The sequence below is a fragment of the Vibrio sp. ZOR0018 genome, assembly GCF_963865925.1.
GTDB lineage: Bacteria > Pseudomonadota > Gammaproteobacteria > Enterobacterales > Vibrionaceae > Vibrio > Vibrio anguillarum.
Map to the genome: position 1 here is coordinate 72,518 of NZ_CAWMCN010000123.1, position 25,816 is coordinate 98,333.

Here is a 25,816-nt window from a genome sequence, read left to right on the forward strand (position 1 = left end):
ATTAGCTTGTGATCAAATACACTTATTTATTGGGCTTGTCTTGACTCAATATCATGGCAAGTTATGTTTGTGACGAATTCGTTAATTAAGGATAGACCATGGATGCCGATCAACTCATTAACGCCATCACCCCCGAAGCTTACAAGCGATTAATGCACGCTGTTGAAACGGGTAAGTGGCCTGAAGGTACACCACTTTCACAAACACAGCGAGATTCATGCATGCAAGCTGTGATGTTGTATCAATCTAAGCATAATGTAGAAGCGGACCATATGACAGTTGCCGCTGGTGGAGAAATCAGTTTTAAGTCAAAAAATGAGCTTAAAAAGCGCTTTCAAAACGGACAAGACGATATTGTTCGAGTCAATCCAAACCGCGAATGAGTCTATTTGACTTGTACAGAATACAAAAATCCCCAATTCATTGAGTTGGGGATTTTGTTAATGATGGGAAAATATATTGTGGGTGTTTAAAGCTATAAGCTCATTTCACCACGTAATACTTCCTGCATTTTCTGCTTCACTTCTTCATAAGAAAGATTCTGGCTCAGTAAATAGTGAAGCTTGGCTAAAGCGGCTTCGGGTGTCATGTCGTAGCCGCTGATCACGCCTGCTTCTGCAAGTGCACAGCCAGTTGCGTAACCGCCCATGTTGACTTTACCTGCTAAGCACTGAGTTAAGTTCATGACGATCACGCCACGTTCAGAGGCTTCTTTTAAATGCGCTAATAGTTGCGCATTTTGAGGTGCATTGCCCACACCAAAAGTCAGCAAAATCATCGCGTTGACTGGCTGTAATAAGGTATTGCGGATCACTTCGTGAGAGATGCCAGGGTACATGGTAATCACACCGATCGGTTGTGGTGTAATGTTATGGACTCGGAAGGCTCCTTGCGGCTGTTCGCCAACTTTAACGTTACTGCTGATTTGAATATTGATCCCAGCTTCTAACAGCGGAGGAAGGTTCGGCGAGGTAAACGCATTAAAACCATCGGCGTGTGATTTGACACTGCGGTTACCCCGCATCAACTGATTATTGAAGAATAACGTCACTTCATTGATGGGGTAATTAGCGGCGATGTGCAATGCATTAAGTAAATTCGCTTGTCCGTCAGAGCGCAATTCGGCCAACGGAATTTGTGAGCCTGTCACAATGACGGGTTTACCCAAGTTTTCCAGCATGAAAGAGAGTGCCGATGCTGTGTAAGCCATGGTATCCGTACCATGTAAAATCACAAAGCCATCGTATTTATCATAATTATCTCGAATATCGTTGGCGATTTGTTGCCAATCTTCAGGTGTCATGTCCGAGGAGTCAATCAGAGGGTCATATTCATGAATGGTGAACTCAGGCATTTCAGGGCGCTGAAACTCAGGCATACCTGCGAGTTGTTTTTCCATGAAGCCCGCAATAGGGACATAACCATGGTCGGATTTTAGCATGCCGATAGTACCGCCAGTGTAGGCGATGTAGATATGTTTTCTTGCCATAGCTAGAAATCACTCGTGTAGGGGAACAGAGCGGGGGATTATAGCGTATTCACTTAATATAAAAAGGGGCGCTCAACACAAAGCGCCCCAATGGTTTTTAGTCATTACAGATTGATATTGCTACTGAACTTGGCAGTTTAGGCAGAACGCATATTGCCCTTTCGGATCATTAAAATGGTTGAGTAGGCTGGCATCTTGCACCCATTGTTTTGCTACAGGTTGCAGCGACGCTGGCACTAGTGTTGATACATCAAAACCGAAGCGAACTTGCACTTGATTCATGATGTCTTGCAAGAATTGCTCAGCGGGTGAAAGGGGTTCTTCTACCCAATAAATATTGTAGGTCTCTAATTTTGCCAGTTGTGCTGCGAGCTTAATGGCATCATCAAAGTCACCCATTTGATCGACTAAACCATGATCCATCGCATCTTGTCCTGTCCATACGCGGCCTTGCGCGACCTGATCGACTTGCGCCAATGAAAGGCCACGGTTCTCTCCCACCAAACTGATGAAACGCTGGTAACCATGGTTAATGCCCAGTTGTAGTGCGTCGGCCACGCCTTTTGTTAGCCCTGTGGTGACACCGACACCAGAAAAAGGTGAGGTTCCTACGCCATCGGTATAAACCCCCAATTTATTGAGTCCTTTTTCGAATGTGGTGATGACACTAAAAATACCAATCGAACCGGTTAACGTGGTTGGCTGCGCGACAATTTTATCCGCACTCATTGAAATCCAATAACCGCCAGACGCTGCAAGGCTCGACATTGAGACGACAACCGGTTTGCCTGCGTCTTTTAATGCTTGAATTTCATTACGAATAACTTCGGAGGCAAAGGCGCTGCCTCCTGGGCTGTCCACACGCAATACGACGGCTTTGACTTTATCATCGTTACGCGCTTGGCGAAGTAATGCGGCGGTGGTATCACCACCGACTGTGCCTCGTGGGTGATCTCCATCCATGATGGTACCACTAGCTACGATCACGGCTACATCGTCCATATCAGCGTTAAACTGTGGCCTAATGGTGGCTTGATATTCGTAGTAACCTACGGCGTTGTAGCTATCTTCTCCATTGCTGCCAAATGTTTCGGCGAGCGATAGGCGCATTTGTTGGCGAGTGGCCAATTCATCTACTAACCCTAATTTTAATGATAAAGCAGCGAGATCACCCTCGGTCGCTTTTAATTGGGTCAGAAATTCATCCATTGATGGGTTTAACGTTTTCCCATCAATCTTACGGTTGGTCGCTACGTCATCAACGTACGCTCCCCACAACTGCGTTAACCAGCGAGAGGCGGACTCTTTCGCCGCGTCGGACATATCGTCACGAATAAATGGCTCAATGGCTGATTTATAAGTCCCGACACGGAAAACGTGCGTATTAACGTCCAGCTTTTCCAGCAAAGTTTTGTAGTACATTGAATAGGCACTGTAGCCTTTCAGCATCACTGCGCCATCCGGTGCCAAATAGACTTTATCGGCGTAGCTTGCCAAGTAATATTGGCTTTGATTATAGAAATCTCCCACCGCGTAGATGGGTTTGCCCGTGGCTTTAAATTCGTTCAACGCTTTAGCAATGTAACGTAGCTTAGTGAGGTTGGTTTCAGGCATTTCTCCGAGAGCGAGCACAATGCCTGTGATTTTCGCATCGTCTTTCGCATGGCGAATGGTCTCTACTACATCAAATAATACATTTTCTTTGGGTAAGTCTTTGCCAAAAAATGAACCAGTCATTGAATCCATCGGATTGATGTAAGAACTCTGTTCAACAATCGGTCCCGATAAGTTCATTACTAATGCGGACTCTTTTTCTATGGTAGGCAGGGGAGAATCGGCATGCACATACAAGAAATAAATCAGTGCAATACTGAGCAAAAAGAACAGGTTGGTTAAGGTTAAACGAATAAAGGTAATGATTTTCCAAAAACCTTTAAATATCAAACCGATAAATCGAAATAGTGATTTCATTGTTTCTCCACTGCGGCTATTCGCAAGCGTGTTTAAATGAATCAAGGGATTAACCTTGAGATATTAATGGCTTACATCCTACGTGATCTAGTATACCCAAACAACCGCAAGATTGATCGGTGTTACAAAAATGTAAACACTTGTTTGATTTTTTTTGTGGGCAATAATATTCTGGTCAGACCATAACGCATAATTATAAAAGTGAAGTCGCCATGTACCCACATCTGTTAGAGCCTTTGGATTTAGGATTTACTCAGTTACGCAACCGTGTATTGATGGGATCAATGCACACGGGATTAGAAGAGCACAAGGAAGGGCTCCATAAGCTGGCCGCTTTTTATGAAGAGCGTGCAAAAGGTGGGGTTGGGCTGATTGTGACGGGCGGGTTTTCGCCTAATTTGCGCGGTCGACTTCACCCTTTCAGTGCTGAATTTAGCAAGGCAAAACATGCGCGTGCACACCAAGTTGTGACTGAGGCAGTGCATCGCCAAGGTGGAAAAATCGCCTTGCAATTGCTGCACGCAGGCCGATACGCAATGCACCCTTTTGCCCAAAGTGCTTCGGCGATTAAAGCACCTATTGCGCGTTTTGCACCGAGTGAAATGAGTGCTCGTCAGATAAAAAAAACCATTGATGCCTTTGCCAGTAGTGCTGAATTAGCTCACCTTGCAGGATACGATGGTGTGGAAGTGATGGGCTCGGAAGGGTATTTGATCAACCAATTTATCTGTAAACGTACCAACATGCGTTACGACGATTGGGGCGGTAGTTACGAAAATCGTATCCGTTTACCCATTGAGATAGTGAAAGCGATTCGCGCAGTGGTTGGTAAAGAGTTCATCATCATTTTCCGTCTTTCAATGCTGGATTTAGTCGAAGAGGGCAGCACTTTCGAAGAGGTTTTAATGCTCGCGAAGGCACTTGAACAAGCTGGCGTGACCATTATCAATACGGGCATCGGTTGGCATGAAGCGCGCGTTCCAACGATAGCGACTCAAGTACCCCGTGCTGCTTTTACTTGGGTAACGGAAAAAATCCGCCCACATCTCTCTGTGCCCGTCGTGACCTGTAATCGCATCAACACTCCAGAAGAAGCAGAAAAAATATTAGCAATGGGTCAAGCGGATATGGTGTCTATGGCGCGTCCGTTTCTTGCCGATCCAGAATTTGTTTCCAAAGCCGAGCAAGGAAAAGCCGCGCTGATCAATACGTGTATCGGCTGTAACCAAGCCTGTTTAGATAACGTATTTAAAGGCAAACGGGCCAGTTGCCTCGTCAACCCGCGGGCCTGCTATGAAACGGAAATGGTTATTCGCCCTGCGGCTCAGCCGAAAAAAATGGCGGTGATTGGCGCAGGTCCGGCGGGGCTTGCTTGTGCTACTACATTGGCTGAGCGTGGGCATCATGTTGATCTATTTGAAAAAAATGATCGCATTGGTGGCCAGTTCCGTTTGGCGATGCAAATTCCCGGCAAAGAAGAGTTTCGAGAAACCATTCGCTACTTTGCAAATCGTATTGATCAAACCGGTGTGCATCTGCATTTAGATACTGACGTCAATTTTGAGATGCTCGAACCGTACGATGAAGTGGTGATGGCGTCGGGTGTCGAGCCGAGAAAAGTAAAAATTGATGGTATTGATAACCTAGAAAAGGTGGTGGATTACCAAACGCTGATCCGTGAAAAAACACCCGTTGGTGAAAAAGTCGCGATTGTTGGTGCTGGTGGAATTGGTGTTGACGTCGCCACTATGTTGACTGAGCCGACAGAGCATACGCTTGATGATTGGCTGCATGATTGGGGCATCGATAAAGAGATTGCTTATCCCGGAGGTTTGTACCCATTTCCCGATTGTATGAGTGAGAAAACGGTGTGGCTATTGCAGCGTAGAAAAGGGCGTGTAGGTAAAGGCCCTGGTAAGACCACAGGTTGGATCCATAAACGCACCTTAGAAAAGCGTGGAGTGAATCTACTGGGTGGTGTCGGTTATGAAAAAATTGCCGCTGACGGTTTACATATCACGCTTGACGGTAATCCTTTGTTGTTAGACGCCGACAAAATTGTGATTTGTGCCGGGCAAGAATCGGTACGTCCTTTTGAAGATAAATGGGCATCATTGGGTGAGAAGATGCATGTGATTGGTGGTGCCGATTATGCTGGTGAGCTTGATGCTGTGCGTGCGATTCGTCAGGGGGTAGAGCTGGCGATTAAGTTATAATCTATGGTCCAAGCTAGCCGGTGGTGCTATCACTTGGAGTGATCAGCCAGCAATCGTAAAACAACAAAAGGCGCAAATCGCGCCTTTTGTCTTTGCTATGTTCGTGAAGAACACTCTTCGCTTTGCTATAAAATGACCGTTTTGTTGCCATAAACAAAAACGTGATCGTTGATGACTTTGTTCAAGGCTTTACTCAGCACATTTTTCTCAACATCCCGTCCAGCTTGCGCCATGTTTTGCGCGCTGAATGTGTGATCAACCGGGATTACATCTTGCTTAATAATCGGGCCTTCATCTAAATCATTAGTGACAAAGTGCGCCGTCGCACCAATGATTTTTACACCGCGCTCGTATGCTTGCTGGTAAGGTTTTGCACCAATGAATGCCGGTAAAAAGCTGTGGTGAATATTAATAATTTTGTGATGGTACTTATCGACAAAACCAGGAGTGAGTACCCGCATGTATTTGGCGAGGACCAAATAGTCGGCGTGATATTGGTCCAGCACTTCTAACAATTTCTGCTCATGTTCCTCGCGGTTTAGCCCTTCATGAGAAACATGGTGATACGGGATATCAAACTTTTCGGTCAGATTTTGCAGCGTATCGTAATTGCCAATCACTGCAGCAATATCGACATCCAAGCTGCCATCATAATTCTTAATCAAAATATCGCCCAAGCAATGTGCTTCTTTAGTCACCAAAATAACGATGCGTTTGCGCGAAGAATCAATCAGTTTACGTTTTGCGTGTGCAGGCAAGGCTTGGTCAAGGTCGGCTAAAAGGGTGGTGTCGTTAAAGTAGCCTTCCAATTCAGTACGCATAAAAAAGTGACCACTGATGTTATCAACATACTCATTATTATGAATAATATTGAGTTGATGTTTATAACAAATGTTCGTGATTTTAGAGATAAGTCCGGGCGCATCACTACAATGAGTGAGCAGTGTTTTTCTTTCCATTATTAATTACTTCCGTGCATGATTTTTTTCGTTCTAAAAACTAATTCGTGAGCGTGTGAACGGTGAGGCGCCCCGCAATATAAGGGCTATAATTAATCTATTATCAAGTTGGTTTCAATATATAAACGGGTTCACCGTTAGGCTTTTACTAATTTTCTTCCTCACAGAGTGTCTTAAGGCGGTATTTATGGATAGAGAACTCCTCGCACGAAAGCTGTATATGGAAAGAGTGAGTGCATTGATGGGAGACCATCAAATTGACGAAATCATTTTGGAAGACATGTGGGAGAACCGAGCGTCACCCGCCGAGGCGGCAAAAGCAATGACCCAAACGGAGAATGGGTACGAAGGACCAGCTTGGTTATCTCGTTACCTCAATCGCAAATAGAACACACCTAACTGGCGCGGGTTGCACTTGGATTCGCGCCAGCTCATCAAACCTGACATAATGCCCCGCAACGAACACTTACCTCCACTTTTTGATGATTGCAAAAACCTTCTCTTCACAAGGCGCATTAGGCAAGGCCATTGCCGGTTTTCAAGCTCGACAAGCGCAAATTGACATGGCTGAAGCGGTCGCTAAAGCGATTGCCCAACAATCGCAATTAGTGGTTGAAGCAGGGACTGGTACAGGCAAAACCTTTGCGTATCTGGTGCCTGCGCTGCTCAGTGGTAAAAAAGTCATTATCAGTACGGGTTCTAAAAACCTACAAGAGCAGCTTTTTCATCGTGATTTACCCTTGATGATTGATGCGCTCGGTTTCTATGGCAATGTTGCGCTATTAAAAGGCCGAGCAAACTATCTGTGCCTTGATAGGCTAAGCCGCCAAATGGTGGAAAGCCACACCAACCAATCTGATCCACAGCTGCTGACTCAATTAGTGAAAGTGCGTCGTTGGTCATCGGAAACCAAAAGTGGTGATTTAGGCGAATGTGAAGAGTTGCCTGAAGACAGTGCAGTCATTCCAACCATCACCTCAACCAACGACAATTGCCTTGGCAAAGAGTGCCCAAGTTACGTCGACTGTTTTGTCTCTAAAGCGCGCAAAAAGGCGATGGATGCCGACGTTGTCGTGGTCAACCATCACCTTTTTCTAGCCGATCTGGCGATCAAAGAAACCGGGTTTGGTGAGTTGATCCCCGAAGCCGAGGTCTTTATCTTCGACGAAGCGCATCAGTTACCGGATATCGCCAGCCAATATTTTGGTCAATCAGTTTCCAGTCGCCAAGTTCAAGAGCTGGCGAAAGATATTGAAATCGGCTATCGCACTGAAGCAAAAGATATGCGCCAATTGCAGAAAGTCGGCGATAAACTGGTGCAGTCAGCGATGGATTTACGCATTGTGTTGGGTGAACCCAGTTTTCGAGGCAACTGGCGTGAGGCGTTAGCTTCACCATCGATTTCGCGAGAATTAGCGCGTTTGCGAGACAGCTTAGATTTTGCTATCGATGTGTTAAAACTCGCGTTAGGTCGCAGCCAGTTATTGGATACCGCATTTGAGCGCGCCAACTTAATCAAAGGACGAATTGATCGAGTGTGTGATGTCTCTATTACCGGTTATTCCTATTGGTATGACACCACGCCGCGTCATTTTAGTTTACACATCACCCCACTTTCGGTGGCCGATAAATTTCACGAACAGGTGCAACAAAAGCAGGGCGCATGGATTTTCACCTCCGCAACTTTGGCCGTAAACGACGATTTTAGCCATTTCACTCAGCGTTTAGGGCTAAAGCCCCAAGCTCAGTTTTCATTACCAAGCCCGTTTGACTATCAGCAGCAGGCACGGCTGTGTGTGCCACGCTATTTACCTGAACCCAATAGCCCAGGCCTTGCCGATAAATTGGTGCGTATTTTGTCGCCAGTGATTGAGCAAAACCAAGGCCGCTGCTTCTTTTTATGTACTTCCCACAGCATGATGCGCGAGTTAGGTGAACGTTTTCGAGAAGTGTTAAGCGTGCCAGTGCTGATGCAAGGGGAGACGAGCAAACAAAAAACGTTGGCTGAATTTATGGAATTAGGTAATGCCTTATTGGTCGCGACAGGGGCGTTTTGGGAAGGGATAGATGTTAGAGGTGACGCATTAAGCTGTGTTATTATCGACAAACTTCCATTTACCGCGCCGGATGATCCGCTGTTGAAAGCGCGAATTGAAGATTGCCGAATGCGCGGTGGCGATCCATTTGCGCAAGTACAACTACCCGATGCCGTCATCACCTTGAAACAAGGGGTCGGGCGTTTGATCCGCGATAAACATGACAAAGGTGTACTGATCATTTGTGATAACCGTTTAGTCACCCGTGACTACGGTGGGCTATTTCTTGCCAGTTTACCGCCCATTCCACGTACGCGGGATTTGGACAAAGTAAAAGATTTCTTAAGTCAAATTTCAGTCACGACACCCGTAACTATTAACAACAATTAGAGACAGTAATGAGCGCAAAGATCCTTGCCTTAGACACAGCAACAGAGAACTGTTCTGTTGCTTTAATGATGAACGGCAAACTGTACGTTCGCAGTGAAGTTGCCCCTCGCGATCACACCAAGAAAATTCTACCCATGGTGGATTCCGTCCTCAAAGAAGCAGGCATCACCTTACAGGAACTAGACGCGCTAGCCTTTGGCCGTGGTCCGGGCAGTTTTACCGGAGTACGGATTGGCATTGGAATTGCACAAGGTTTAGCGTTCGGCGCTGATTTACCTATGATAGGTATTTCAACCCTAGCCGCGATGGCGCAAGGCAGCTATCGTTTACAGGGTTACCAGCAGGTGGCGTGTGCAATTGACGCCAGAATGAGTGAGATTTACTGGGGTCGTTATACACGTCAAGAAGATGGCTCTTGGCAAGAGATAGATGCAGAGTGCGTCATTGCTCCTAATACTCTTACTGAGCAAATCAAAGCTGACAGCATCACTTGGGGCTGCGCTGGAACCGGTTGGGCGGCTTATAAAGAAGAGTTAGATACGTTGCCTATCTCATGTCAAATGGGTGAAGTATTGTACCCAGATGCACAGGATATGGTGTTTCTTGCTCAGTATGAGTTTGCCAAAGGAAACACGCTAACAGTGGAAGAGTCGAGCCCTGTTTACCTGCGTGATAACGTGGCTTGGAAGAAGTTACCGGGCCGAGAATAATCAGTGAAAGGCAAGGCGTTGCATTCGTCTTGCTCTAATTGAATAGGAACAGTATGGTTTCAATTAACGGTTTACCTCCTGCGATAGTGTCCGGTAGCAATAGGGCTAATCGCGCAAATAAGAACAATGGGGTAAAGAAAAGCGATGCCAAAACCGGAGTAGGCCAACCTACTAAGGTGGCGAATGCTGTTTCTCATTCAATTCGTCATGTCGATCCATCAGAGATTCATCGGGCTAATCTGGAATACGATCTTCCTGAAGGTCGATCAAGAAAGGCGATGGAAGAGTACATGGACGTGATGAACCAAGCAAAAAAAGAGGAACTTGCTCAACTGCTTGGAGTCGATATCTACATCTAACCTAACAAGGTCATTATGATGCGATCTTTTTCCACTTCTAAAACGCTACTATTGTTATCGTCCACATTGCTGCTTGGTGCATGCTCAAGCTTACCGGATGATCTTCGTGCCCGTAGTGATGCCGTGATCACCGATTACGCCACTTGGGTCAATACGCCAACCAATGAACAAGATGAAGTCCGGCTGGGCGGCGTCATCGCCAGTGTGACTAATTTGGCGGATAAAACACGGATTGAAATAGTCAATTTGCCGATTAGCTCATCAGGCCGACCTGATATCGACCGCGAACCGCAAGGGCGTTTTGTTGGCTATGTTGACGGGTTTGTTGACCCAGTGGCTTATGCGAAAGATCGTTTGGTGACGCTAGTGGGAACCAGCCTTGCTCCAGAAAAAGCCAAAGTGGGTGAGTTTGAATACACTTTCCCAACCATGGCCGTAAAAGGACTACATTTGTGGCGAGTTGAAGAAAGAGTGGTCGTGAATGATCTCGGTACTTATATGTACCCTTGCCACAGCTTATATTGTCGTCAAATGTACATTGGTGCTCGTGAAGGGCGCGTGGTACAAGAAGTGAAATAGCGATGCAACAAAAACAGTACTCTCTTGCGCAAGGAATGATTGCGACTCAAGAGGTGGGAAACGCACAAACGGCCGACTTATCGGTCGTTTTTTTGCATGGTTGGTTAGATAATTCATCCAGTTTTCTTACCGTTATCAAAGCGTTAAGTCACCTTAATCCACAGTTACACCTTTGCGCAATCGATTTACCGGGACATGGCCTTTCAAGCCATAAAGCCGACGGTCATTTTTACCCATTTCATGACTATATTGATGATATTTACTCATTTTTGCTCAACTTATCGCCAAACAGGTTAGTGATCGTAGGGCATTCCCTTGGTGCTTTAATCGCAAGTTGCTATAGTGCCGCCTTTCCTGAGCAAGTCGCAGGATTAGTTCAAATCGAAGGAATGGCTCCATTGGCTGAATCGCCACTAGAGAGTGTGGCCAGGCTGCGCAATGGCGTACTCAGCCGCCAGCGGATCCGGCGTAAGCCTCGTCGTAGGTTACCGAATTTAGAATACGCTATTGCTCGCCGAGCCGAAGTCAACCAGTTAGAAGCAGCCTTGATCCAACCCATCGTTATTCGAGGGATTGAGCGGCGCAATGACGAGTGGTATTGGCGTCATGATCAGAAGTTAAACAGCGATTCCTTGTATCGCATGTCGTATGAGCATGCTCAGCACATAATGGCGCACATCCAATGCCCACAACGTGTGATTCTCGGTACACACGGTTTTTCTGAGTTACGAGCCGCTCGAGGCTATTTCGCCGATGATCGGCAAGAGATGTTCACTATTTCTGGTGGTCATCATTGCCATCTTGAGCAACCTTCGCAAGTCGCCGAACTAATTTTTGGCTTAGTTAACAAAATTTAAACAAGTGTTTGAGTGTTTCGTGCTCAAGCGCTTTGGCTGTGCTGTAATAGCGCACATAAAAATATCGCCGTAGAGCAGCCGCCAATAACGAGGAGTATTACCGTGGAGAAACCTTGGCTTTCACGCTATCCAACTGACGTACCTGAATTCATCAACCCTGATCAGTACCTCTCTTTGGTCGAAATGTTTGAGCAATCGGTTCATAAATATGCCGATCAACCAGCCTTTATGAATATGGGTTCGGTCATGACTTTTCGTAAACTGGAAGAGCGCAGCCGAGCATTTGCCGCCTATTTGCAAAATGAGCTAAAGCTGAAAAAAGGTGATCGTGTCGCCTTAATGATGCCTAACCTATTGCAGTATCCGGTCGCGTTATTTGGCGTATTACGAGCTGGGTTGATTGCGGTGAATGTTAACCCGTTGTACACCCCGCGGGAGCTTGAACATCAACTGAATGACGCCGATGCAAAGGCGATCGTCATCGTCTCGAATTTTGCCAATACCTTAGAGCAAATTGTTGAAAATACCTCGGTAAAACATGTGGTATTGACCAGCCTTGGACAGATGTTACCTAGAGCAAAAGGGACGTTGGTTGATTTCGTTGTGAAATATGTGAAAGGGATGGTGCCAAAATATGACTTACCAGGTGCCATTTCCATGCGTAAGGCGTTGCACAAAGGTCGCCGTTTACAGTATGTGAAGCCTTTTATGTCTGGCGACGACATTGCATTTTTGCAATATACCGGTGGTACAACCGGTGTGGCAAAAGGGGCAATTCTGACCCACCGCAACATGATTGCGAATGTGCTCCAAGCAAAAGGGGCATATGGCCCAGTATTGGCCGAAGGCCGCGAACTGGTTGTGACGGCATTACCGCTTTATCACGTATTTGCACTGACCGTAAACTGTTTACTGTTCGTCGAAATGGGTGGGCGTAACCTATTGATTACTAATCCACGCGATATTCCAGGCTTTGTCAAAGAGCTGCAAAAGTACCCATTTACTGCCATTACGGGGGTGAATACGCTGTTTAATGCGTTGGTCAACAACGAAGATTTCCATGAACTTGATTTCAAAAATCTTAAGCTTTCTGTTGGTGGTGGCATGGCGGTACAGCGCGCGGTGGCCGATCAGTGGAAAAAAGTGACGGGTATCCACCTGCTTGAAGGTTACGGTTTGACTGAATGTGCACCACTGGTGACAGGTAATCCTTATGATTTAAGTGATTATTCGGGAGCCATTGGTTTACCCGTTCCTTCAACCGAAGTGCGTATCGTTGATGATGAAGGCAAAGTGTTGGCTTATGATCAAGTCGGTGAGTTGCAAGTGCGTGGCCCACAAGTGATGCAAGGTTATTGGCAAAGACCGGAAGCGACGAAAGAAGTGATTGATGCCGATGGTTGGCTCTCTACAGGCGATATCGTCAAGTTTGATGAGCAAGGAATGGTCTATATTGTCGATCGCAAAAAAGACATGATTTTAGTCTCTGGATTCAACGTCTATCCTAATGAGATTGAAGATGTGGTTGCACTGCATGGCAAAGTATTAGAAGTGGCCGCTATCGGCCAGCCTCATGAAGTGTCTGGTGAAATCGTCAAGATTTATGTGGTTAAGCGTGATCCGAGCTTAACCAAAGATGAAATCATTGCCCATTGCCGTAAACATTTGACTGGCTATAAAGTGCCTAAGTTGATTGAGTTTAGGGAAGATTTACCAAAAAGTAATGTGGGTAAAATTTTACGCCGCGTACTTCGTGAAGAAAATGATGCGGCAATTGAACAAACAAAACGTGCCTAAGCATCAAGTCAGTATGAAAAAATAGTGCTAGAATGCCGACTCAAACCGTCGGCATTTTTATGTCCCCTCTAGTAGGGTTGCCCAAAGTGAGCCATTAGTGAACTACCAAATAATTACCCAGCCTAACGACCTACAACGTGTATGCCTTGCCGCGCGAGATGCCGATGTGGTGATGCTCGATACCGAGTTTGTCCGAGTGCGTACCTTTTACCCACAGCTCGGATTGATCCAGCTTTATGATGGTGAAAACCTTTCTTTAATCGACCCACTTGCCTTTGATGACATGGCCCCTTTTGTCGAGCTATTGCAAGACACCTCCGTGCTCAAAGTGCTGCATGCGTGTGGTGAAGATCTCGAAGTGTTTCATAATGCATTTGGCTGCACACCGTTTCCAATGGTCGACACACAAGTAATGGCGGCCTTTCTCGGTCATGGACTGTCTACCGGATTTGCCGCATTGGTCAATGAATTCTTAGGGATTGAAATTGATAAAAGTGAATCGCGTACTGATTGGTTAGCAAGGCCTTTATCGCAAAAGCAGTTGGATTACGCTGCCGCCGATGTGTTTTATTTGCTGCCGATTTACGAGAAATTACTCGATAAAGTGACGCAGGCGGGCTGGTGGCAAGCGGCGCAGCAAGAATCTGAACTATTGAGCGTCAAACGCATTAAACAGACTAATCCCGATTTGGCCTATTTAGATATCAAAGGGGCATGGCAACTAACACCGCAAGAATTAGCGATTCTCAAACCCTTAGCTACTTGGCGCTACGAAGAGGCGGTACGCCGTGATTTGGCGCTCAATTTTGTGGTCAAAGAAACAGATTTGCTGACTATCGCTCGTTTGGGATTGACGAGTGCAAGCCGTATGATTGATGAAGGGGCCGATCCGAGATCGATTCAACGTCACAGTGCCAAAATCATTGCATTGGTGAAAGCGGGCCAGCAGACTCCGGCTGATCAATACCCACCTAAAATCGACCCTTTGATGGACTATCCCGGCTATAAACAGTTGTTTAAACGGTTGAAAGATGAAGTTAAATCAGTGTCTCAAACCACGGGTTTAGCGACTGAATTTTTAGCCTCTAAAAAACAGCTCAACCAGCTATTGAGTTGGGTGTGGAAGAAAGAGAGAGATCCCGCGCAATTGCCGGATGTGATGCAGAGTTGGCGCTTACCTATTCTCGGTGAACGGCTCAACAAATTGGTTGAGTAAAATTGGTTAGTAAAGAGAAAGAGCCTGCAATTTTGCAGGCTCTTTTATCATAAGGATTACTTTTCTTCGTCTGGCAGTTTCACGTTCAATTCCAGCACAGAGATATCATCATCTTTGTGCTCAAAAGAGACTTCAACCATCGAAGGGTCAACCGCGACGTATTTGGCGATCACCTTGAGAATGTCTTCTTTCAATTGAGGCAAATAGGTCGGTGCAGGGTCATTTTCACTACGACGTTCGGCGACGATAATTTGCAAACGCTCTTTGGCAAGGCTTGCTGAGGTCGTTTTCTTTTGTGGTCGGAAAAACTCAAGTAGAGACATAATATTAACCCCCGAAAAGTCGTTTAAAGATGCCCTTTTTCTGCTCCGTTAGAAAACGAAACTCGACTTCTTGTCCTAATAAGCGCTCGACAGCGTCAGCATAAGCTTGGCCTGCGTCTGATTGATCGTCAAAAATAACCGGAACACCTTTGTTGGAGGCATTAAGCACCGCTTGGCTTTCTGGGATCACGCCAAGTAAAGAGATATGTAAAATCTCTTCAACATCTTCCACGCTCAACATTTCACCTTGTGTCACGCGAGTAGGGTTATAACGAGTTAATAAAAGGTGCTGTTTAACAGGTTCTAACCCTTGCTCTGAGCGCATTGATTTGGAATCCAAAATCCCTAAAATGCGGTCCGAGTCGCGCACGGAAGAGACTTCAGGGTTCGTCGTTACAATCGCTTCATCAGCAAAGTACAAAGCCATCAACGCGCCTTGCTCAATACCTGCTGGTGAGTCGCAAATGACGAAATCAAAGCCCATCGTATCGAGTTCATCCAAAACGCGCTTTACGCCCTCTTTGGTGAGCGCATCTTTATCACGGGTTTGTGAGGCAGGCAGAATAAACAAGTTTTCGGTGCGTTTATCTTTGATCATCGCTTGGTTAAGTGTCGCCTCACCGTTGATGACGTTAACAAAGTCGTACACCACGCGGCGCTCACAACCCATGATTAAGTCAAGGTTACGCAGACCGATATCAAAATCGATGACCGCTGTCTTTTTACCTTTTAAAGCCAAGCCAGAAGCAATTGCTGCGCTTGAGGTTGTTTTACCAACGCCGCCTTTTCCTGACGTTACAACAATAATGCGTGCCATTATGTTTTCCTTGTTAATTTTAAATCGTGAGCGTTTCAAAATGCAGTGAATCATCAACCATGCTGAGCATCACTTTCTTCTGCCAAAACTCACTTTCAATTTGATCGCTAAGCCAATAATTTCCAGCAATGGAGACCAGCTCTGCTTGTAAATCGTGACAAATAATTTTTGCTTCCGTTTGGCCGCTGGCACCGGCAATGGCCCTTCCGCGCAGTGAACCATGAATGTGAATTGAACCATCGGCGATCACTTCGGCCCCCGCGCTGACGTGATTGAGGATCACTAAATCGCTATCTTTGGCATACACTTGCTGGCCAGAGCGAATGGGCGTGCGAATCACCTTGGTTGGCGCTATTTGAGCGGGAGCTTGAGAAGGCGACTTGCTTGCTGCCATCACGGCAAAGCCAGCTTCTGAGGCTAAGTTTTGGCTACGTTTATCACGGCAACCTGTCACACCGACCGGGATCATTCCCGCTTCAGTGATGCCTTGTTTAAGTATCGCAAAATCAATATCGCCAATCACTTTAGCAATATTGATCACCACAGGTGCAGAGGCAAAAAAAGCAGGAGCTTGGGCGACTTTTTCCTTGAGAAACTCAACGGTATTGGCAACTTCACTGTCGCAAAGGTGTAACACTGACAAAGTAAAACTGCTACCTTTTAGGTCAGGAGTATTCGACATCTTATATTGACCTCAATAACTAATGGCTTCACTAGAAAGGGCGTTGCCTGAAACTAGGGTTGTCATGTTATATTCCCTGACTTAGCTCAGCAAGTTATCTTGCGGTCAAATGTTTGTTTTAATCTCAAATTTGGTAAAAGTTTAACGTTTCTAACTTAATTGGCTCGAAAAGCCAGTTTATTACAATAAAAGGTTTGTCATGCTTTGCTCTATCTACAAAAGCTCTAAAAAAGAAGGTACCTATCTCTATATCCCCAAAAAGGATGACTTTTCACAGGTTCCTGACACATTAATGGCGATGTTCGGTAAACCTACGTTAGTCATGGTAGTGAAACTGGAAGGGCGTACACTTGCCCAAGTGAACATTGAAAAAGTAAAAGAGTCTCTAGAAAATGAGGGCTTTTTCCTACAGTTACCGCCACCGCCACAAAATTTATTAGAACAATATAAGCAGCAAAAGGCTCAGCAAAAAGATAGCTAAGTTTTCAGCTCAAGGAGGACGATTTGAGAAAGTTATTGTCAGTCGTATTGGGATTAAGCCTCTCCACGCCATTGATGGCGAATGAGGTTAGTTTTGAACACTATGTCGAAGGCTTGAAGCAGCAAGCACGAAATGAAGGCATTTCAGAGCAAATTTTAATCGATGCGTTTAAAAATGTGGAGTACAAGCCACGTGCTGTGACGGCCGATCGCAATCAACCAGAAAAGAAACTGACGCTGGATGAATATATCCCACGCGCGGTTCCAGAATGGAAAGTGAACCAAGCAAAGGCGCTGTATGAAAAGCACTATGCAGAGCTTAGCCGCATTGGCGAGCAGTATGGCGTGCAGCCGCGCTTTATCGTGGCTTTGTGGGGCGTAGAAAGTAATTTTGGTGCGTTGACCGGTGGTTTTAGTGTTATTGATGCGCTGACGACTATGGCTTATGACGGTCGTCGAGAAGAGTTTTTCCGCAAGGAGACGATGGCCGCGTTGCAAATTCTACAGCAAGGTCATATCCAAGCTGATGAGATGAAAGGGTCTTGGGCTGGCGCGATGGGACAATGCCAGTTTATGCCGAGTTCGTTTTTGGCGTTCGCTTCCGATGGTAATGGCGATGGCAAAAAAGACATTTGGCGCTCAAAGGAAGATGTATTCGCGTCGACGGCCAATTATCTCAGCCAATCAGGATGGGATGATAAATACACTTGGGGCCGTCAAGTTAAAATTCCGCATGGGTTTGACCGCACTTTAGAAGGGCGACAGCCCGAAAAAGGGAAATCATTGAGAGAGTGGAACAAGCTCGGTATTACCCGTTACGAAGGTAAACCACTGCCTAATTTAGACAACGTTCAAGCTTGGCTTATCATGCCAGATGATGAAAATGGCCGCGTTTACTTGGTATACAACAACTATAATGTGTTGATGAAGTGGAACCGTTCATATTATTTCGCCCTCGCGGTGAGCCATTTGGCGGATAGAATTACCTATTGATTTGAACCTTAATTGAACGCAAAGGGCTCATCATGAGCCCTTTGCTATTTCTGGAGAGTGTGTGCTAGTTGAACGTGCAGGGCAAATGGTGATATTTGCTGCGTTAATCAAACATCAAGGCTTTACCGCTGCGGCCAAAAGCTTAGGCGTATCAGTATCGCATGTTAGTAAGCAGTTGGCCTTACTGGAAGCCTCGCTCGGGGTGAAGCTCGTTCAGCGAACCACTCGCAGCTTCACCACAACCGAGGCTGGAGAGGCTTTTTATCGCCATTGTATTGCGGTCGTTGGGTTGATGGATGCTGCGCAGTCTGAAATGGAAAGCCAGCGTGATGAGGTGTCTGGGCTAATTAAGCTTGGTCTTTCACAGTCGTTTGGTTCTTTGCACATTTTGCCAGCACTGGAGGCGCTTCGTCAGCGTTATCCAAAACTGCAAGTGGAAGTGCATTTGTTCGATTATCGAGTCGATATGCTCGAAGAAGGGCTTGATTTGTGGGTGACCAACAACGAACATTTGCCGGAAGGGTACGTGGCGCAACGTCTCGCCGATTGCCAATTTGTGCTGGCGGCGTCACCGGAATACTTATTAAACCATTCACCCCCTCAGACACCCAGTGATCTGTTAGGTCACAACTGTCTTATCTACCGTAGTTGGGAGCGAGATTACACCAGTTGGTCGTTTGCCAATCCAGAGCAAAAGGTCAACATCAATGTGTCGGGTAACTATTCGGTGGATTTAGCCGAAGCCGTCCGTGACGCCGCCGTGGCAGGGTGGGGTGTTGCTTACTTGGCGACTTATTTAATTCGAGATGAATTTCGAACTGGTAAACTGATCCAGTTGTTGCCAGATTGGCACGCAAATCAAAGCATGCCTTTTTATGCGGTTTACCCGAGCCGACAACATATGCCGAAGAAAACCTCAGCCGTGATTGAATTTATCAAGGCTTTAATCGGTACACCTTGCTACTGGGATACTCAGTTAGAGCCTTACATCCGTTTGACAAAAGTGTAATGAGTACGAATTATTATTTCCAAACTCAGAAACATCTTTTCTATATGGAAAATATAAGCCTAGGCAATCGTTTAGCTTGTTACAAATCAACAGCTTGAAACAAGAGGGTTAAGGCTGCTATTTTTAAGCACACCTCTGTAACATTTGCGACTTGCGCATTCGTTTTCGCACGATAGAATGCGCGCCTTTCCTATCCCCGTTATCTGGATTGACAGCAAATGAACTCATTACTTGGCGTCGTCGCCATCTTATTTACGGCTTGGCTACTTTCTACCAATAGAAAAAACATCCAACTTAGAACCGTGTCGCTCGCTTTTTTATTGCAAGTAGGCTTTGCACTATTGGTTCTGTATGTCCCTATGGGGAAAGAAGTGCTCAACAGTGTCACGGGTGCGGTATCGAATTTGATCAATTATGGGCAAGAGGGAATTGGCTTTCTCTTTGGCGGTTTAGCCAATGGTAGCGTTGGTTTTGTGTTTGCGATTAATGTGCTTGGCATCATCATTTTCTTCTCCGCTTTGATCTCCGGTTTGTACCACATTGGTTTGATGCCTAAAGTGATTAATTTGATTGGCGGTGGTTTGCAAAAATTATTGAGTACGGGGCGTGCAGAGTCACTGTCAGCCACGGCGAACATTTTTGTCGGCATGATTGAAGCGCCGTTAGTCGTTAAGCCCTATTTAAAGCACATGAGTGATTCGCAATTTTTTGCGGTGATGACGTGTGGCTTAGCCTCGGTTGCGGGCGGAACGTTAGTTGGCTATGCCTCACTGGGCGTTAACCTTAACTATCTTATTGCGGCGGCATTTATGTCAGCTCCAGCCGGTTTGTTGATGGCGAAAATTTTGGTGCCGGAAACCGAAGCGCAAAGTCAGCAGGTGGTCAATGAAGAGGTTGAGATACCAAAAGCAACCAATGTGGTTGAAGCCGTGGCTGATGGTGCAATGTCTGGGCTTCGTATCGCGGTTGCGGTTGGGGCAACGTTACTGGCCTTTATCAGTGTGATTGCGCTACTCAACGGCCTATTGGGCTGGGTGGGGGGGCTGTTTGGCTTAACCCTTAGTTTTGAATTGATTTTAGGCTACCTATTTGCTCCAGTTGCGTGGCTGGTGGGCATTCCATGGAGCGAAGCGATGACGGCAGGCTCACTGATTGGTAATAAAATTGTCGTGAACGAGTTTGTCGCTTTTATCCAATTGATGGACGTAAAAGATTCGCTCAGTGAACATTCTCAAGCGATTGTAACTTTTGCTCTGTGCGGCTTTGCCAATATTTCGACCATGGCAGTATTGATCGGTGGTTTGGGCAGTTTGGTGCCAGAGCGTCGCAGCTTCATCTCTCAATATGGTTTTCGAGCGATCAGCGCTGGCGTGCTGGCTAACTTGATGAGTGCTGCACTTGCTGGGGTTATTTTGTCGCTATAAACGTAGCGTTTCTATTGGTTACGAAAACCCACCATACATTTTGTATCTTCGATGCCGGCTAACAGAGCCGGCATTTTTATCCATCCATCTCACCAAAATAATATTGACCATATCAATTTCTCAACGACGTGTGATTAGGTAAGTTCGTGAAGTCCGCCGAAAAAGATTTGCAAGCGGTGTTGATGTTGAAATTATGCCGTGATTTTGAGCTGAGATAATTAAAATTATCAGTTATTTAGAGTGCAATTCTCGTCCTCTAGCTTATTAGTTATATACCCTGCCTACTTGATGTTGCCTTGTTTTTATCTCGCGTATTGCAGGCCACCACGTCAAGTTACTTGGGAACGGGTTAATTATTCATAAGCAAAGGAGAGAACAATGAGTTCTTATCTACTCAGAGCCGCCATTATTACAACGTTAGGGATAAGCTACCAAGCTCAAGCCTATAACTGTGATGGCTTGGGCTCTTGGGATACGGCCGCCATTTATACGTCCGGCGATAAAGTGACGCAATCTAACGCAGCCTATCAAGCTAACTATTGGACGCAGGGAAATGATCCTGCAAGCAATAACGGCCCCTGGGCATTTTGGCTATCACTCGGGCAGTGTGACAGCGGTGGCAATGTTCCACCCACGCTAAATCTCGTTTCTCCTGCCAATAATGCACAAATCCCACAAGGCAGCTTAATCACGCTGCAAGCCACCGCGTCTGATAGCGATGGTAGCGTGGCACAGGTTGAATTTTTGATTAATGGCGTGTCGATCGCCGTCATCACACAAGCGCCTTTCCAAACCGATTGGACTGCCGCTTTAGGCGCAACCCAAGTGACTGCAATTGCCACTGATAATCAGGGTGCGACTACGTCAACCGCGTCAACTATCTCGGTTACGCCTGTTGGTGGTTTAGTGCCTCCTTCCATCTCCTTAACCAGCCCAACAGGTGCTGAGCAGCTAGCGGCTGGTGACTCATTGACTCTAAGCGCTAATGCCACCGATTCGGATGGAACCGTCACGCAAGTTGATTTTTATGTGGATGGACAACTCGTCGCTTCAGATACTTCAGAACCTTATGCCCACGATTGGACTGCTGTCTCAGGTTCTCACACCTTTAAAGCCAAAGCGACGGATAATGATAACCAAACGACTCATAGCCAAGAGGTCGCCTTAGTTGTATCTGGAGGCTCAAGTGGTGGTTGTGCAGGTTTAGCAACCTATGTGGCGGGTAGCAGTTACGCTGCAGGCGAACTGGTGCAAAACAATAATCAAAAGTTCCGTTGTGATATCGCAGGTTGGTGCTCTTCTAGCTCAGCGTGGGCCTATGAGCCGGGCAAAGGAAGTTATTGGCAAGAAGCGTGGACAGGAATGGGCGCGTGCGCCACGCCACCTACCGTTTCATTGACAAGCCCTGCTGATAATGAAGTGATTCTGGCTGGTTCTACCATCCTGCTCAGTGCACAAGCTAATGATGCCGATGGCAGTGCAGTACAAGTGGAATTTCTTGTTGATGGCACGAGCCTTGGCGTAGTAAACCAAGCGCCTTATTCGGTTGAGTGGGTTGCGAGCAAGGTCGGAAGTACCGCACTAAAAGCCATCGCAACCGATAATGACAATAATAGCGCTGAAAGTCAGATTAACGTTTCAGTGAGCGATCAAGCGTTAGTGGTGTCGTTAACATCGCCAACGTCAGGGCAAACCGTCGGTTTGGGTAAACCAGTCAATATTGCTGCCAATGCGACGTCACTCACTGGTGCTGTTTCTAAAGTCGATTTCTTAGTGAATGGAGCGGTGGTCGCAACTGATACCAGTGCGCCTTATGCCTACACTTGGACACCTACGGCTATCGGCGAATACACAGTGGCTGCGCAAGCTTATGATGCAGGCAGTAGTGTATTGTCAGACGCAGCTGCCGTGAAGGTGGTTGAACAGACACAGAAAAAGCACAAATTGATCGGTTACTGGCATAATTTTGTCAATGCTGCTGGCTGCCCAATGCGTCTCGCTGATATGTCTGATGCGTGGGATGTGATCGATATTGCATTTGCCGATAATGACCGCAACAGTAATGGAACCGTGCATTTCAATCTTTTCGCAGGCGATGCGCATAGTAGCTGTCCCGCCTTAGATGCTACCCAGTTCAAGCAAGATATGGCGGCTTTGCAAGCCAAAGGCAAAGTTTTTGTTTTGTCACTTGGTGGCGCTGAAGGCAACATTACGCTCAATACTGACAGTGATGAAGCGCACTTTGTTGATAGTTTGACGGCGTTGATCAAAGGGTGGGGTTTTGATGGTTTGGATGTTGATTTAGAAAGTGGTTCTAACTTAATGCATGGCTCGCAAATTCAAGCGCGCTTGGGCCGGGCATTAAAGCAAATTGAAGCCAACATCGGCGGTGATATGTACCTGACCATGGCACCAGAACACCCTTATGTTCAAGGCGGAATGGTGGCTTATAGCGGCATTTGGGGTGCGTATATTCCTATCATCAATGAGGTTCGTGACACACTCGATCTACTTCATGTCCAGCTCTATAACAACGGTGGGTTACCAAACCCTTATCTACCGGGTGCAGCACCTGAAGGTTCGGTGGATATGATGGTCGCTCAATCAAAAATGCTGTTAGAAGGGTTTGATTTGGCCGATGGTTCACGCTTTGAACCACTGCGTGACGATCAAGTTGCAATCGGTTTGCCTTCTGGCCCGAGCTCTGCCAACTCTGGGCAAGCGCCCACGCAAAACATTCTTGATGCGTTGGACTGCTTAACCAAGGGAACCTCTTGCGCGACGGTGAAACCGAGTTTCAACTACCCTAACTACGGTGGTGTGATGACATGGTCTATTAACTGGGACGAACACGACGGCTACAATTTCTCTACGCCAATAGGCAACAAACTAACGCAAATGAATAATGCCCAATAAAGGCTAAGTTGGTTTATAACGCAAGAACCCCAGCGCAGTGCTGGGGTTCTTTTTGGCTCGCTGATCATAGCTATCAATAACCACTAGCAATAATCAATAGCAAGATCAGTTATTGGGGTGAAATTGCTCGCACGCCAACAGGGTGTTTTCAATCAAACTGGCCACCGTCATTGGCCCGACACCACCCGGAACAGGGGTGATCAAGCTTGCTTTGGTGCGCGCTACATCGTACTCGACATCGCCAATCAGTTTGCCTGACTCCAAGCGGTTGATGCCCACATCAATCACCACGGCACCTTCTTTAATCCATGCACCGGGAATAAAATTGGGTTTACCAACGGCCACCACCAACAAATCAGCTTGGCGAACATGGTGCTCTAAATCTTTAGTGAAGCGATGGCATGTGGTTGTGGTGCAACCAGCCAGTAGCAGCTCTAACGTCATTGGTCGGCCGACAATATTGGATGCGCCCACAATCACCGCATGCTTACCACGCAGTTGAACGTTATAGCGCTCAAGCAAAGTGATGATCCCTTTGGGCGTGCAAGAGCGCAGTTTAGGAATGCGTTGGGCTAAACGGCCCACATTGTAAGGATGAAAACCATCGACATCTTTTTCAGGAACAATGCGTTCAAGCACATGGGTTGTGTCAATCCCAGCAGGTAAGGGCAGTTGCACTAAAATGCCGTCAATTTCAGGGTCGGCATTGAGCTTATCGATTAACGCCAGTAGCTCCTCTTCACCTGCAGTGGCCGGAAGATCATAGGATTTAGAAACAAAACCCACTTCTTCACAAGCACGACGTTTGCTGCCGACATACACTTGTGACGCAGGATCTTCTCCCACCAGCACCACCGCTAGCCCCGGAGCTCGAAGACCCACTTGAGTGCGAGCTTTTACCCGCGCCGCTACTTCAGAGCGAACCGTCTGGGAGATGAGTGTCCCATCAATATTTTGAGCAGTCATGGCTTTCCTTACACATTGGTCGCAAATATTTTTGGGCGCATTGTCGCAGATATTTAAAGTAACATCTATAAGCAAACGTTTGCTTTGTTCTGTTTTTCGTCACATGGTTAGCGAATGGCAGTTTTTTAGGCATTTGAAACAGAATGTTAGAGAAAGCGATTGATTTACGGAGTTCAACTCGTATAATCCTGTCCCTGTAGCGCGCCCTTAGCTCAGCTGGATAGAGCACGTCCCTTCTAAGGATGTGGTCGTAGGTTCGAATCCTACAGGGCGCGCCATTTATTCAAGAAAGCCCCGATAACTCAAAAAGTTGTCGGGGCTTTTGTTTTTCATGTTCATCCGTTCGGTTTTTTACTCCGATGGTACTTTTGTGCAGAGTGTTGATAATTTCATCGCTTTCATCTTATTACATCTTGCTCCTACTGGCTTCGCAAAACGCACCTTCTTAGCTATCCCACGAATATTTTGTGCCACACTCTATGTGAAATTTAACTCATATGGAGGGTGTGTAATGAATCTAACCAAATCTTCTTTAGTGACATGGTTTATCTGTTTTAGCCCAATGGTGGTAAGCCATCAGTTGTATCCTGATGTCGATACTCCACGGCTTAACGAAGCGCAGCTTGCAGAGAGTCAACTGCCATTTTCTCTGATTAGCGATGATGAGTTTGTTTTTCGACCTCATCAACGTCCTTTCAATATTGAAGATTTTATTGGCACCCATCAGCCAAATTGGCTTGAGCTTGTCGAGTCAGTTAGCCATTGGGCTGGGGCAACGGGAGTTGATCCTCGAGTGTTATTGACCACTTTAGCGTTATTAGAACAAGAGAGTGCTTTGGATCAAAGCTTGGACGATAGACAGCGGCAGATCAAAGATATTGCGAATCAACTGTCTCAGCGTTTTTATCACTATCAAGAAAGTTCATCGGCTCTTCACTACAATGCTGCGACATTAGCGGTCATGCAGCAATTGAATCGGGTGGATGATTGGGCGTTATGGAAATCGCAATATGAGCTTTGGTTTGGTGCTTTCAGCGAGCCACAAAACACACCAGCTCCTATGCGTATGGGAAACCTCATTGCTTCGCCTAGTGAGGGGTTTATGCAGTGGCCATGGCGCAAAGGGTATCAATGGATACCTAACGGTACGCATGCGCACAGTGGCTCAGGTTTTCCGCTTTCTTCAATCGACGTTTCTTACGATTGGCCAGCTTGGGGCGCGCCAACTTACAGTGTAACGGCCGCGCATGATGGCTACGTGTCGGTGATGTCTCGGTGCCAACTGCGCGTGACGCATCCAAACGGTTGGGCGACGAACTATTACCATATGGACGGAATCCAAGTCGCGAATAATCAGTGGGTGACGAAAGACAGTAAGTTGGGTGTTTATGCTAATCAGCGTTCCATTGCTTTGTGTGAAGGTGGATCGTCCACCGGCCCTCACTTGCACTTCTCATTGCTTTATCAAGGGCGTTTTCAATCTTTACAAGGTGTGAGTTTTGGGCCATATAAGGTTCAGACTGGGCGATATAGTTACGATAATCATTGCCAATATACATGGCTGTATGACCAACGTAAGCAGCAGAAAGTCTGCTTATGGCAACCTATTTATAATTAAGGTTCACGC

The 25,816-nt window shown here is 46.4% G+C and carries 23 protein-coding genes and 1 tRNA gene; 17 read left to right on the forward strand and 7 right to left on the reverse strand.

Features of this window, described 5'->3' with window-relative positions; genetic code table 11:
- The first annotated feature begins 98 nt into the window (after nt 1-98).
- Nucleotides 99-383 carry a YeaC family protein gene (locus tag AACR75_RS14725; protein WP_047690742.1) on the forward strand — a complete coding sequence of 95 codons (285 nt, stop codon included), beginning with the start codon at nt 99-101 and terminating at the stop codon, nt 381-383.
- A 92-nt stretch (nt 384-475) separates the two neighbouring features.
- Here the strand turns inward: AACR75_RS14725 and ansA are convergent, their stop codons facing one another.
- Nucleotides 476-1,489, reverse strand: coding sequence for an asparaginase (gene ansA, locus AACR75_RS14730; protein WP_013857225.1), 1,014 nt, complete (start codon nt 1,487-1,489; stop codon nt 476-478).
- Between the two features lie 120 nt (nt 1,490-1,609).
- The gene (gene sppA / locus AACR75_RS14735) at nt 1,610-3,460 is read right to left on the reverse strand and encodes a signal peptide peptidase SppA (protein WP_047690745.1); all 1,851 of its coding nucleotides are present in this window, start codon (nt 3,458-3,460) and stop codon (nt 1,610-1,612) included.
- Nucleotides 3,461-3,672: 212 nt separating this feature from the next.
- Here sppA and AACR75_RS14740 point away from each other — a divergent pair, with 212 nt between their 5' ends.
- Nucleotides 3,673-5,676: an NADPH-dependent 2,4-dienoyl-CoA reductase gene (locus AACR75_RS14740; protein WP_047690747.1), complete on the forward strand. Its 2,004-nt coding sequence runs from the start codon at nt 3,673-3,675 to the stop codon at nt 5,674-5,676.
- Between the two features lie 125 nt (nt 5,677-5,801).
- Here AACR75_RS14740 and purU read toward each other — a convergent pair whose 3' ends face one another.
- The gene (gene purU, locus AACR75_RS14745; protein WP_010317194.1) at nt 5,802-6,635 is read right to left on the reverse strand and encodes a formyltetrahydrofolate deformylase; all 834 of its coding nucleotides are present in this window, start codon (nt 6,633-6,635) and stop codon (nt 5,802-5,804) included.
- 187 nt (nt 6,636-6,822) lie between these two features.
- Here purU and AACR75_RS14750 point away from each other — a divergent pair, with 187 nt between their 5' ends.
- The 8 genes from AACR75_RS14750 (at nt 6,823) to rnd (ending at nt 14,579) form a co-directional block, all read left to right on the forward strand.
- Complete coding sequence (locus tag AACR75_RS14750) at nt 6,823-7,023, forward strand: hypothetical protein (RefSeq protein WP_013857222.1); 201 nt, start codon at nt 6,823-6,825, stop codon at nt 7,021-7,023.
- Nucleotides 7,024-7,117: 94 nt separating this feature from the next.
- A complete protein-coding gene (locus AACR75_RS14755) occupies nt 7,118-9,061 on the forward strand; it encodes an ATP-dependent DNA helicase (RefSeq protein WP_047690749.1) in 1,944 nt (647 codons plus the stop codon).
- Nucleotides 9,062-9,069: 8 nt separating this feature from the next.
- Entirely contained in the window at nt 9,070-9,771 is a 702-nt protein-coding gene (gene tsaB, locus AACR75_RS14760) for a tRNA (adenosine(37)-N6)-threonylcarbamoyltransferase complex dimerization subunit type 1 TsaB (RefSeq protein WP_047690751.1), read from the forward strand.
- 53 nt (nt 9,772-9,824) lie between these two features.
- Nucleotides 9,825-10,130: a hypothetical protein gene (locus AACR75_RS14765; RefSeq protein ID WP_047690753.1), complete on the forward strand. Its 306-nt coding sequence runs from the start codon at nt 9,825-9,827 to the stop codon at nt 10,128-10,130.
- A 15-nt stretch (nt 10,131-10,145) separates the two neighbouring features.
- A complete protein-coding gene (locus tag AACR75_RS14770; protein ID WP_047690755.1) occupies nt 10,146-10,709 on the forward strand; it encodes a Slp family lipoprotein in 564 nt (187 codons plus the stop codon).
- Nucleotides 10,710-10,711: 2 nt separating this feature from the next.
- Nucleotides 10,712-11,566 carry an alpha/beta fold hydrolase gene (locus AACR75_RS14775; protein WP_047690757.1) on the forward strand — a complete coding sequence of 285 codons (855 nt, stop codon included), beginning with the start codon at nt 10,712-10,714 and terminating at the stop codon, nt 11,564-11,566.
- Nucleotides 11,567-11,668: 102 nt separating this feature from the next.
- A complete protein-coding gene (gene fadD, locus AACR75_RS14780; protein WP_026028639.1) occupies nt 11,669-13,363 on the forward strand; it encodes a long-chain-fatty-acid--CoA ligase FadD in 1,695 nt (564 codons plus the stop codon).
- Nucleotides 13,364-13,460: 97 nt separating this feature from the next.
- On the forward strand, nt 13,461-14,579 hold the full coding sequence (gene rnd, locus AACR75_RS14785; protein ID WP_017044578.1) for a ribonuclease D: 1,119 nt from the start codon (nt 13,461-13,463) through the stop codon (nt 14,577-14,579).
- 56 nt (nt 14,580-14,635) lie between these two features.
- Here the strand turns inward: rnd and minE are convergent, their stop codons facing one another.
- The 3 genes from minE to minC are packed head-to-tail and all read right to left on the reverse strand — an operon-like array spanning nt 14,636 to nt 16,401.
- Complete coding sequence (minE, locus tag AACR75_RS14790) at nt 14,636-14,902, reverse strand: cell division topological specificity factor MinE (RefSeq protein ID WP_010317176.1); 267 nt, start codon at nt 14,900-14,902, stop codon at nt 14,636-14,638.
- A 4-nt stretch (nt 14,903-14,906) separates the two neighbouring features.
- Nucleotides 14,907-15,719 carry a septum site-determining protein MinD gene (gene minD / locus AACR75_RS14795; protein WP_013857214.1) on the reverse strand — a complete coding sequence of 271 codons (813 nt, stop codon included), beginning with the start codon at nt 15,717-15,719 and terminating at the stop codon, nt 14,907-14,909.
- 19 nt (nt 15,720-15,738) lie between these two features.
- Nucleotides 15,739-16,401 carry a septum site-determining protein MinC gene (gene minC / locus AACR75_RS14800; protein WP_013857213.1) on the reverse strand — a complete coding sequence of 221 codons (663 nt, stop codon included), beginning with the start codon at nt 16,399-16,401 and terminating at the stop codon, nt 15,739-15,741.
- 199 nt (nt 16,402-16,600) lie between these two features.
- Between minC and AACR75_RS14805 the strand changes: the two genes are divergently transcribed.
- The 5 genes from AACR75_RS14805 (at nt 16,601) to AACR75_RS14825 (ending at nt 23,223) form a co-directional block, all read left to right on the forward strand.
- Entirely contained in the window at nt 16,601-16,882 is a 282-nt protein-coding gene (locus tag AACR75_RS14805; RefSeq protein ID WP_017044579.1) for a YcgL domain-containing protein, read from the forward strand.
- A 23-nt stretch (nt 16,883-16,905) separates the two neighbouring features.
- A complete protein-coding gene (locus tag AACR75_RS14810; RefSeq protein ID WP_017044580.1) occupies nt 16,906-17,874 on the forward strand; it encodes a lytic murein transglycosylase in 969 nt (322 codons plus the stop codon).
- Nucleotides 17,875-17,935: 61 nt separating this feature from the next.
- Entirely contained in the window at nt 17,936-18,883 is a 948-nt protein-coding gene (locus AACR75_RS14815) for a LysR family transcriptional regulator (protein WP_017044581.1), read from the forward strand.
- A 218-nt stretch (nt 18,884-19,101) separates the two neighbouring features.
- Nucleotides 19,102-20,307 carry a NupC/NupG family nucleoside CNT transporter gene (locus tag AACR75_RS14820; protein ID WP_047690759.1) on the forward strand — a complete coding sequence of 402 codons (1,206 nt, stop codon included), beginning with the start codon at nt 19,102-19,104 and terminating at the stop codon, nt 20,305-20,307.
- A 378-nt stretch (nt 20,308-20,685) separates the two neighbouring features.
- On the forward strand, nt 20,686-23,223 hold the full coding sequence (locus AACR75_RS14825; protein WP_047690762.1) for an Ig-like domain-containing protein: 2,538 nt from the start codon (nt 20,686-20,688) through the stop codon (nt 23,221-23,223).
- A gap of 105 nt (nt 23,224-23,328) precedes the next feature.
- On the opposite strand, the gene folD is transcribed toward AACR75_RS14825, so the two are convergent.
- Nucleotides 23,329-24,189, reverse strand: coding sequence for a bifunctional methylenetetrahydrofolate dehydrogenase/methenyltetrahydrofolate cyclohydrolase FolD (folD, locus tag AACR75_RS14830; protein ID WP_010317168.1), 861 nt, complete (start codon nt 24,187-24,189; stop codon nt 23,329-23,331).
- A gap of 201 nt (nt 24,190-24,390) precedes the next feature.
- On the opposite strand from folD, the gene AACR75_RS14835 reads away from it, so the two are divergent.
- A tRNA-Arg gene (locus AACR75_RS14835) sits at nt 24,391-24,467 on the forward strand.
- Nucleotides 24,468-24,700: 233 nt separating this feature from the next.
- Nucleotides 24,701-25,807: a M23 family metallopeptidase gene (locus AACR75_RS14840; protein WP_047690764.1), complete on the forward strand. Its 1,107-nt coding sequence runs from the start codon at nt 24,701-24,703 to the stop codon at nt 25,805-25,807.
- Nucleotides 25,808-25,816 lie beyond the last annotated feature (9 nt).

What these genes read in the sequence shown, in the direction of transcription:
- AACR75_RS14820 (WP_047690759.1), top strand. Translation starts at nt 19,102, where the DNA reads ATGAACTCATTACTTGGCGTCGTCGCCATCTTATTTACGGCTTGGCTA.
- sppA (WP_047690745.1), bottom strand. Translation starts at nt 3,460, where the DNA reads ATGAAATCACTATTTCGATTTATCGGTTTGATATTTAAAGGTTTTTGG.
- tsaB (WP_047690751.1), top strand. Translation starts at nt 9,070, where the DNA reads ATGAGCGCAAAGATCCTTGCCTTAGACACAGCAACAGAGAACTGTTCT.
- purU (WP_010317194.1), bottom strand. Translation starts at nt 6,635, where the DNA reads ATGGAAAGAAAAACACTGCTCACTCATTGTAGTGATGCGCCCGGACTT.
- AACR75_RS14770 (WP_047690755.1), top strand. Translation starts at nt 10,146, where the DNA reads ATGATGCGATCTTTTTCCACTTCTAAAACGCTACTATTGTTATCGTCC.
- AACR75_RS14755 (WP_047690749.1), top strand. Translation starts at nt 7,118, where the DNA reads ATGATTGCAAAAACCTTCTCTTCACAAGGCGCATTAGGCAAGGCCATT.
- minE (WP_010317176.1), bottom strand. Translation starts at nt 14,902, where the DNA reads ATGTCTCTACTTGAGTTTTTCCGACCACAAAAGAAAACGACCTCAGCA.
- minC (WP_013857213.1), bottom strand. Translation starts at nt 16,401, where the DNA reads ATGTCGAATACTCCTGACCTAAAAGGTAGCAGTTTTACTTTGTCAGTG.
- minD (WP_013857214.1), bottom strand. Translation starts at nt 15,719, where the DNA reads ATGGCACGCATTATTGTTGTAACGTCAGGAAAAGGCGGCGTTGGTAAA.
- folD (WP_010317168.1), bottom strand. Translation starts at nt 24,189, where the DNA reads ATGACTGCTCAAAATATTGATGGGACACTCATCTCCCAGACGGTTCGC.
- AACR75_RS14740 (WP_047690747.1), top strand. Translation starts at nt 3,673, where the DNA reads ATGTACCCACATCTGTTAGAGCCTTTGGATTTAGGATTTACTCAGTTA.
- AACR75_RS14775 (WP_047690757.1), top strand. Translation starts at nt 10,712, where the DNA reads ATGCAACAAAAACAGTACTCTCTTGCGCAAGGAATGATTGCGACTCAA.
- AACR75_RS14805 (WP_017044579.1), top strand. Translation starts at nt 16,601, where the DNA reads ATGCTTTGCTCTATCTACAAAAGCTCTAAAAAAGAAGGTACCTATCTC.
- AACR75_RS14725 (WP_047690742.1), top strand. Translation starts at nt 99, where the DNA reads ATGGATGCCGATCAACTCATTAACGCCATCACCCCCGAAGCTTACAAG.
- ansA (WP_013857225.1), bottom strand. Translation starts at nt 1,489, where the DNA reads ATGGCAAGAAAACATATCTACATCGCCTACACTGGCGGTACTATCGGC.
- AACR75_RS14750 (WP_013857222.1), top strand. Translation starts at nt 6,823, where the DNA reads ATGGATAGAGAACTCCTCGCACGAAAGCTGTATATGGAAAGAGTGAGT.
- AACR75_RS14825 (WP_047690762.1), top strand. Translation starts at nt 20,686, where the DNA reads ATGAGTTCTTATCTACTCAGAGCCGCCATTATTACAACGTTAGGGATA.
- AACR75_RS14765 (WP_047690753.1), top strand. Translation starts at nt 9,825, where the DNA reads ATGGTTTCAATTAACGGTTTACCTCCTGCGATAGTGTCCGGTAGCAAT.
- AACR75_RS14840 (WP_047690764.1), top strand. Translation starts at nt 24,701, where the DNA reads ATGAATCTAACCAAATCTTCTTTAGTGACATGGTTTATCTGTTTTAGC.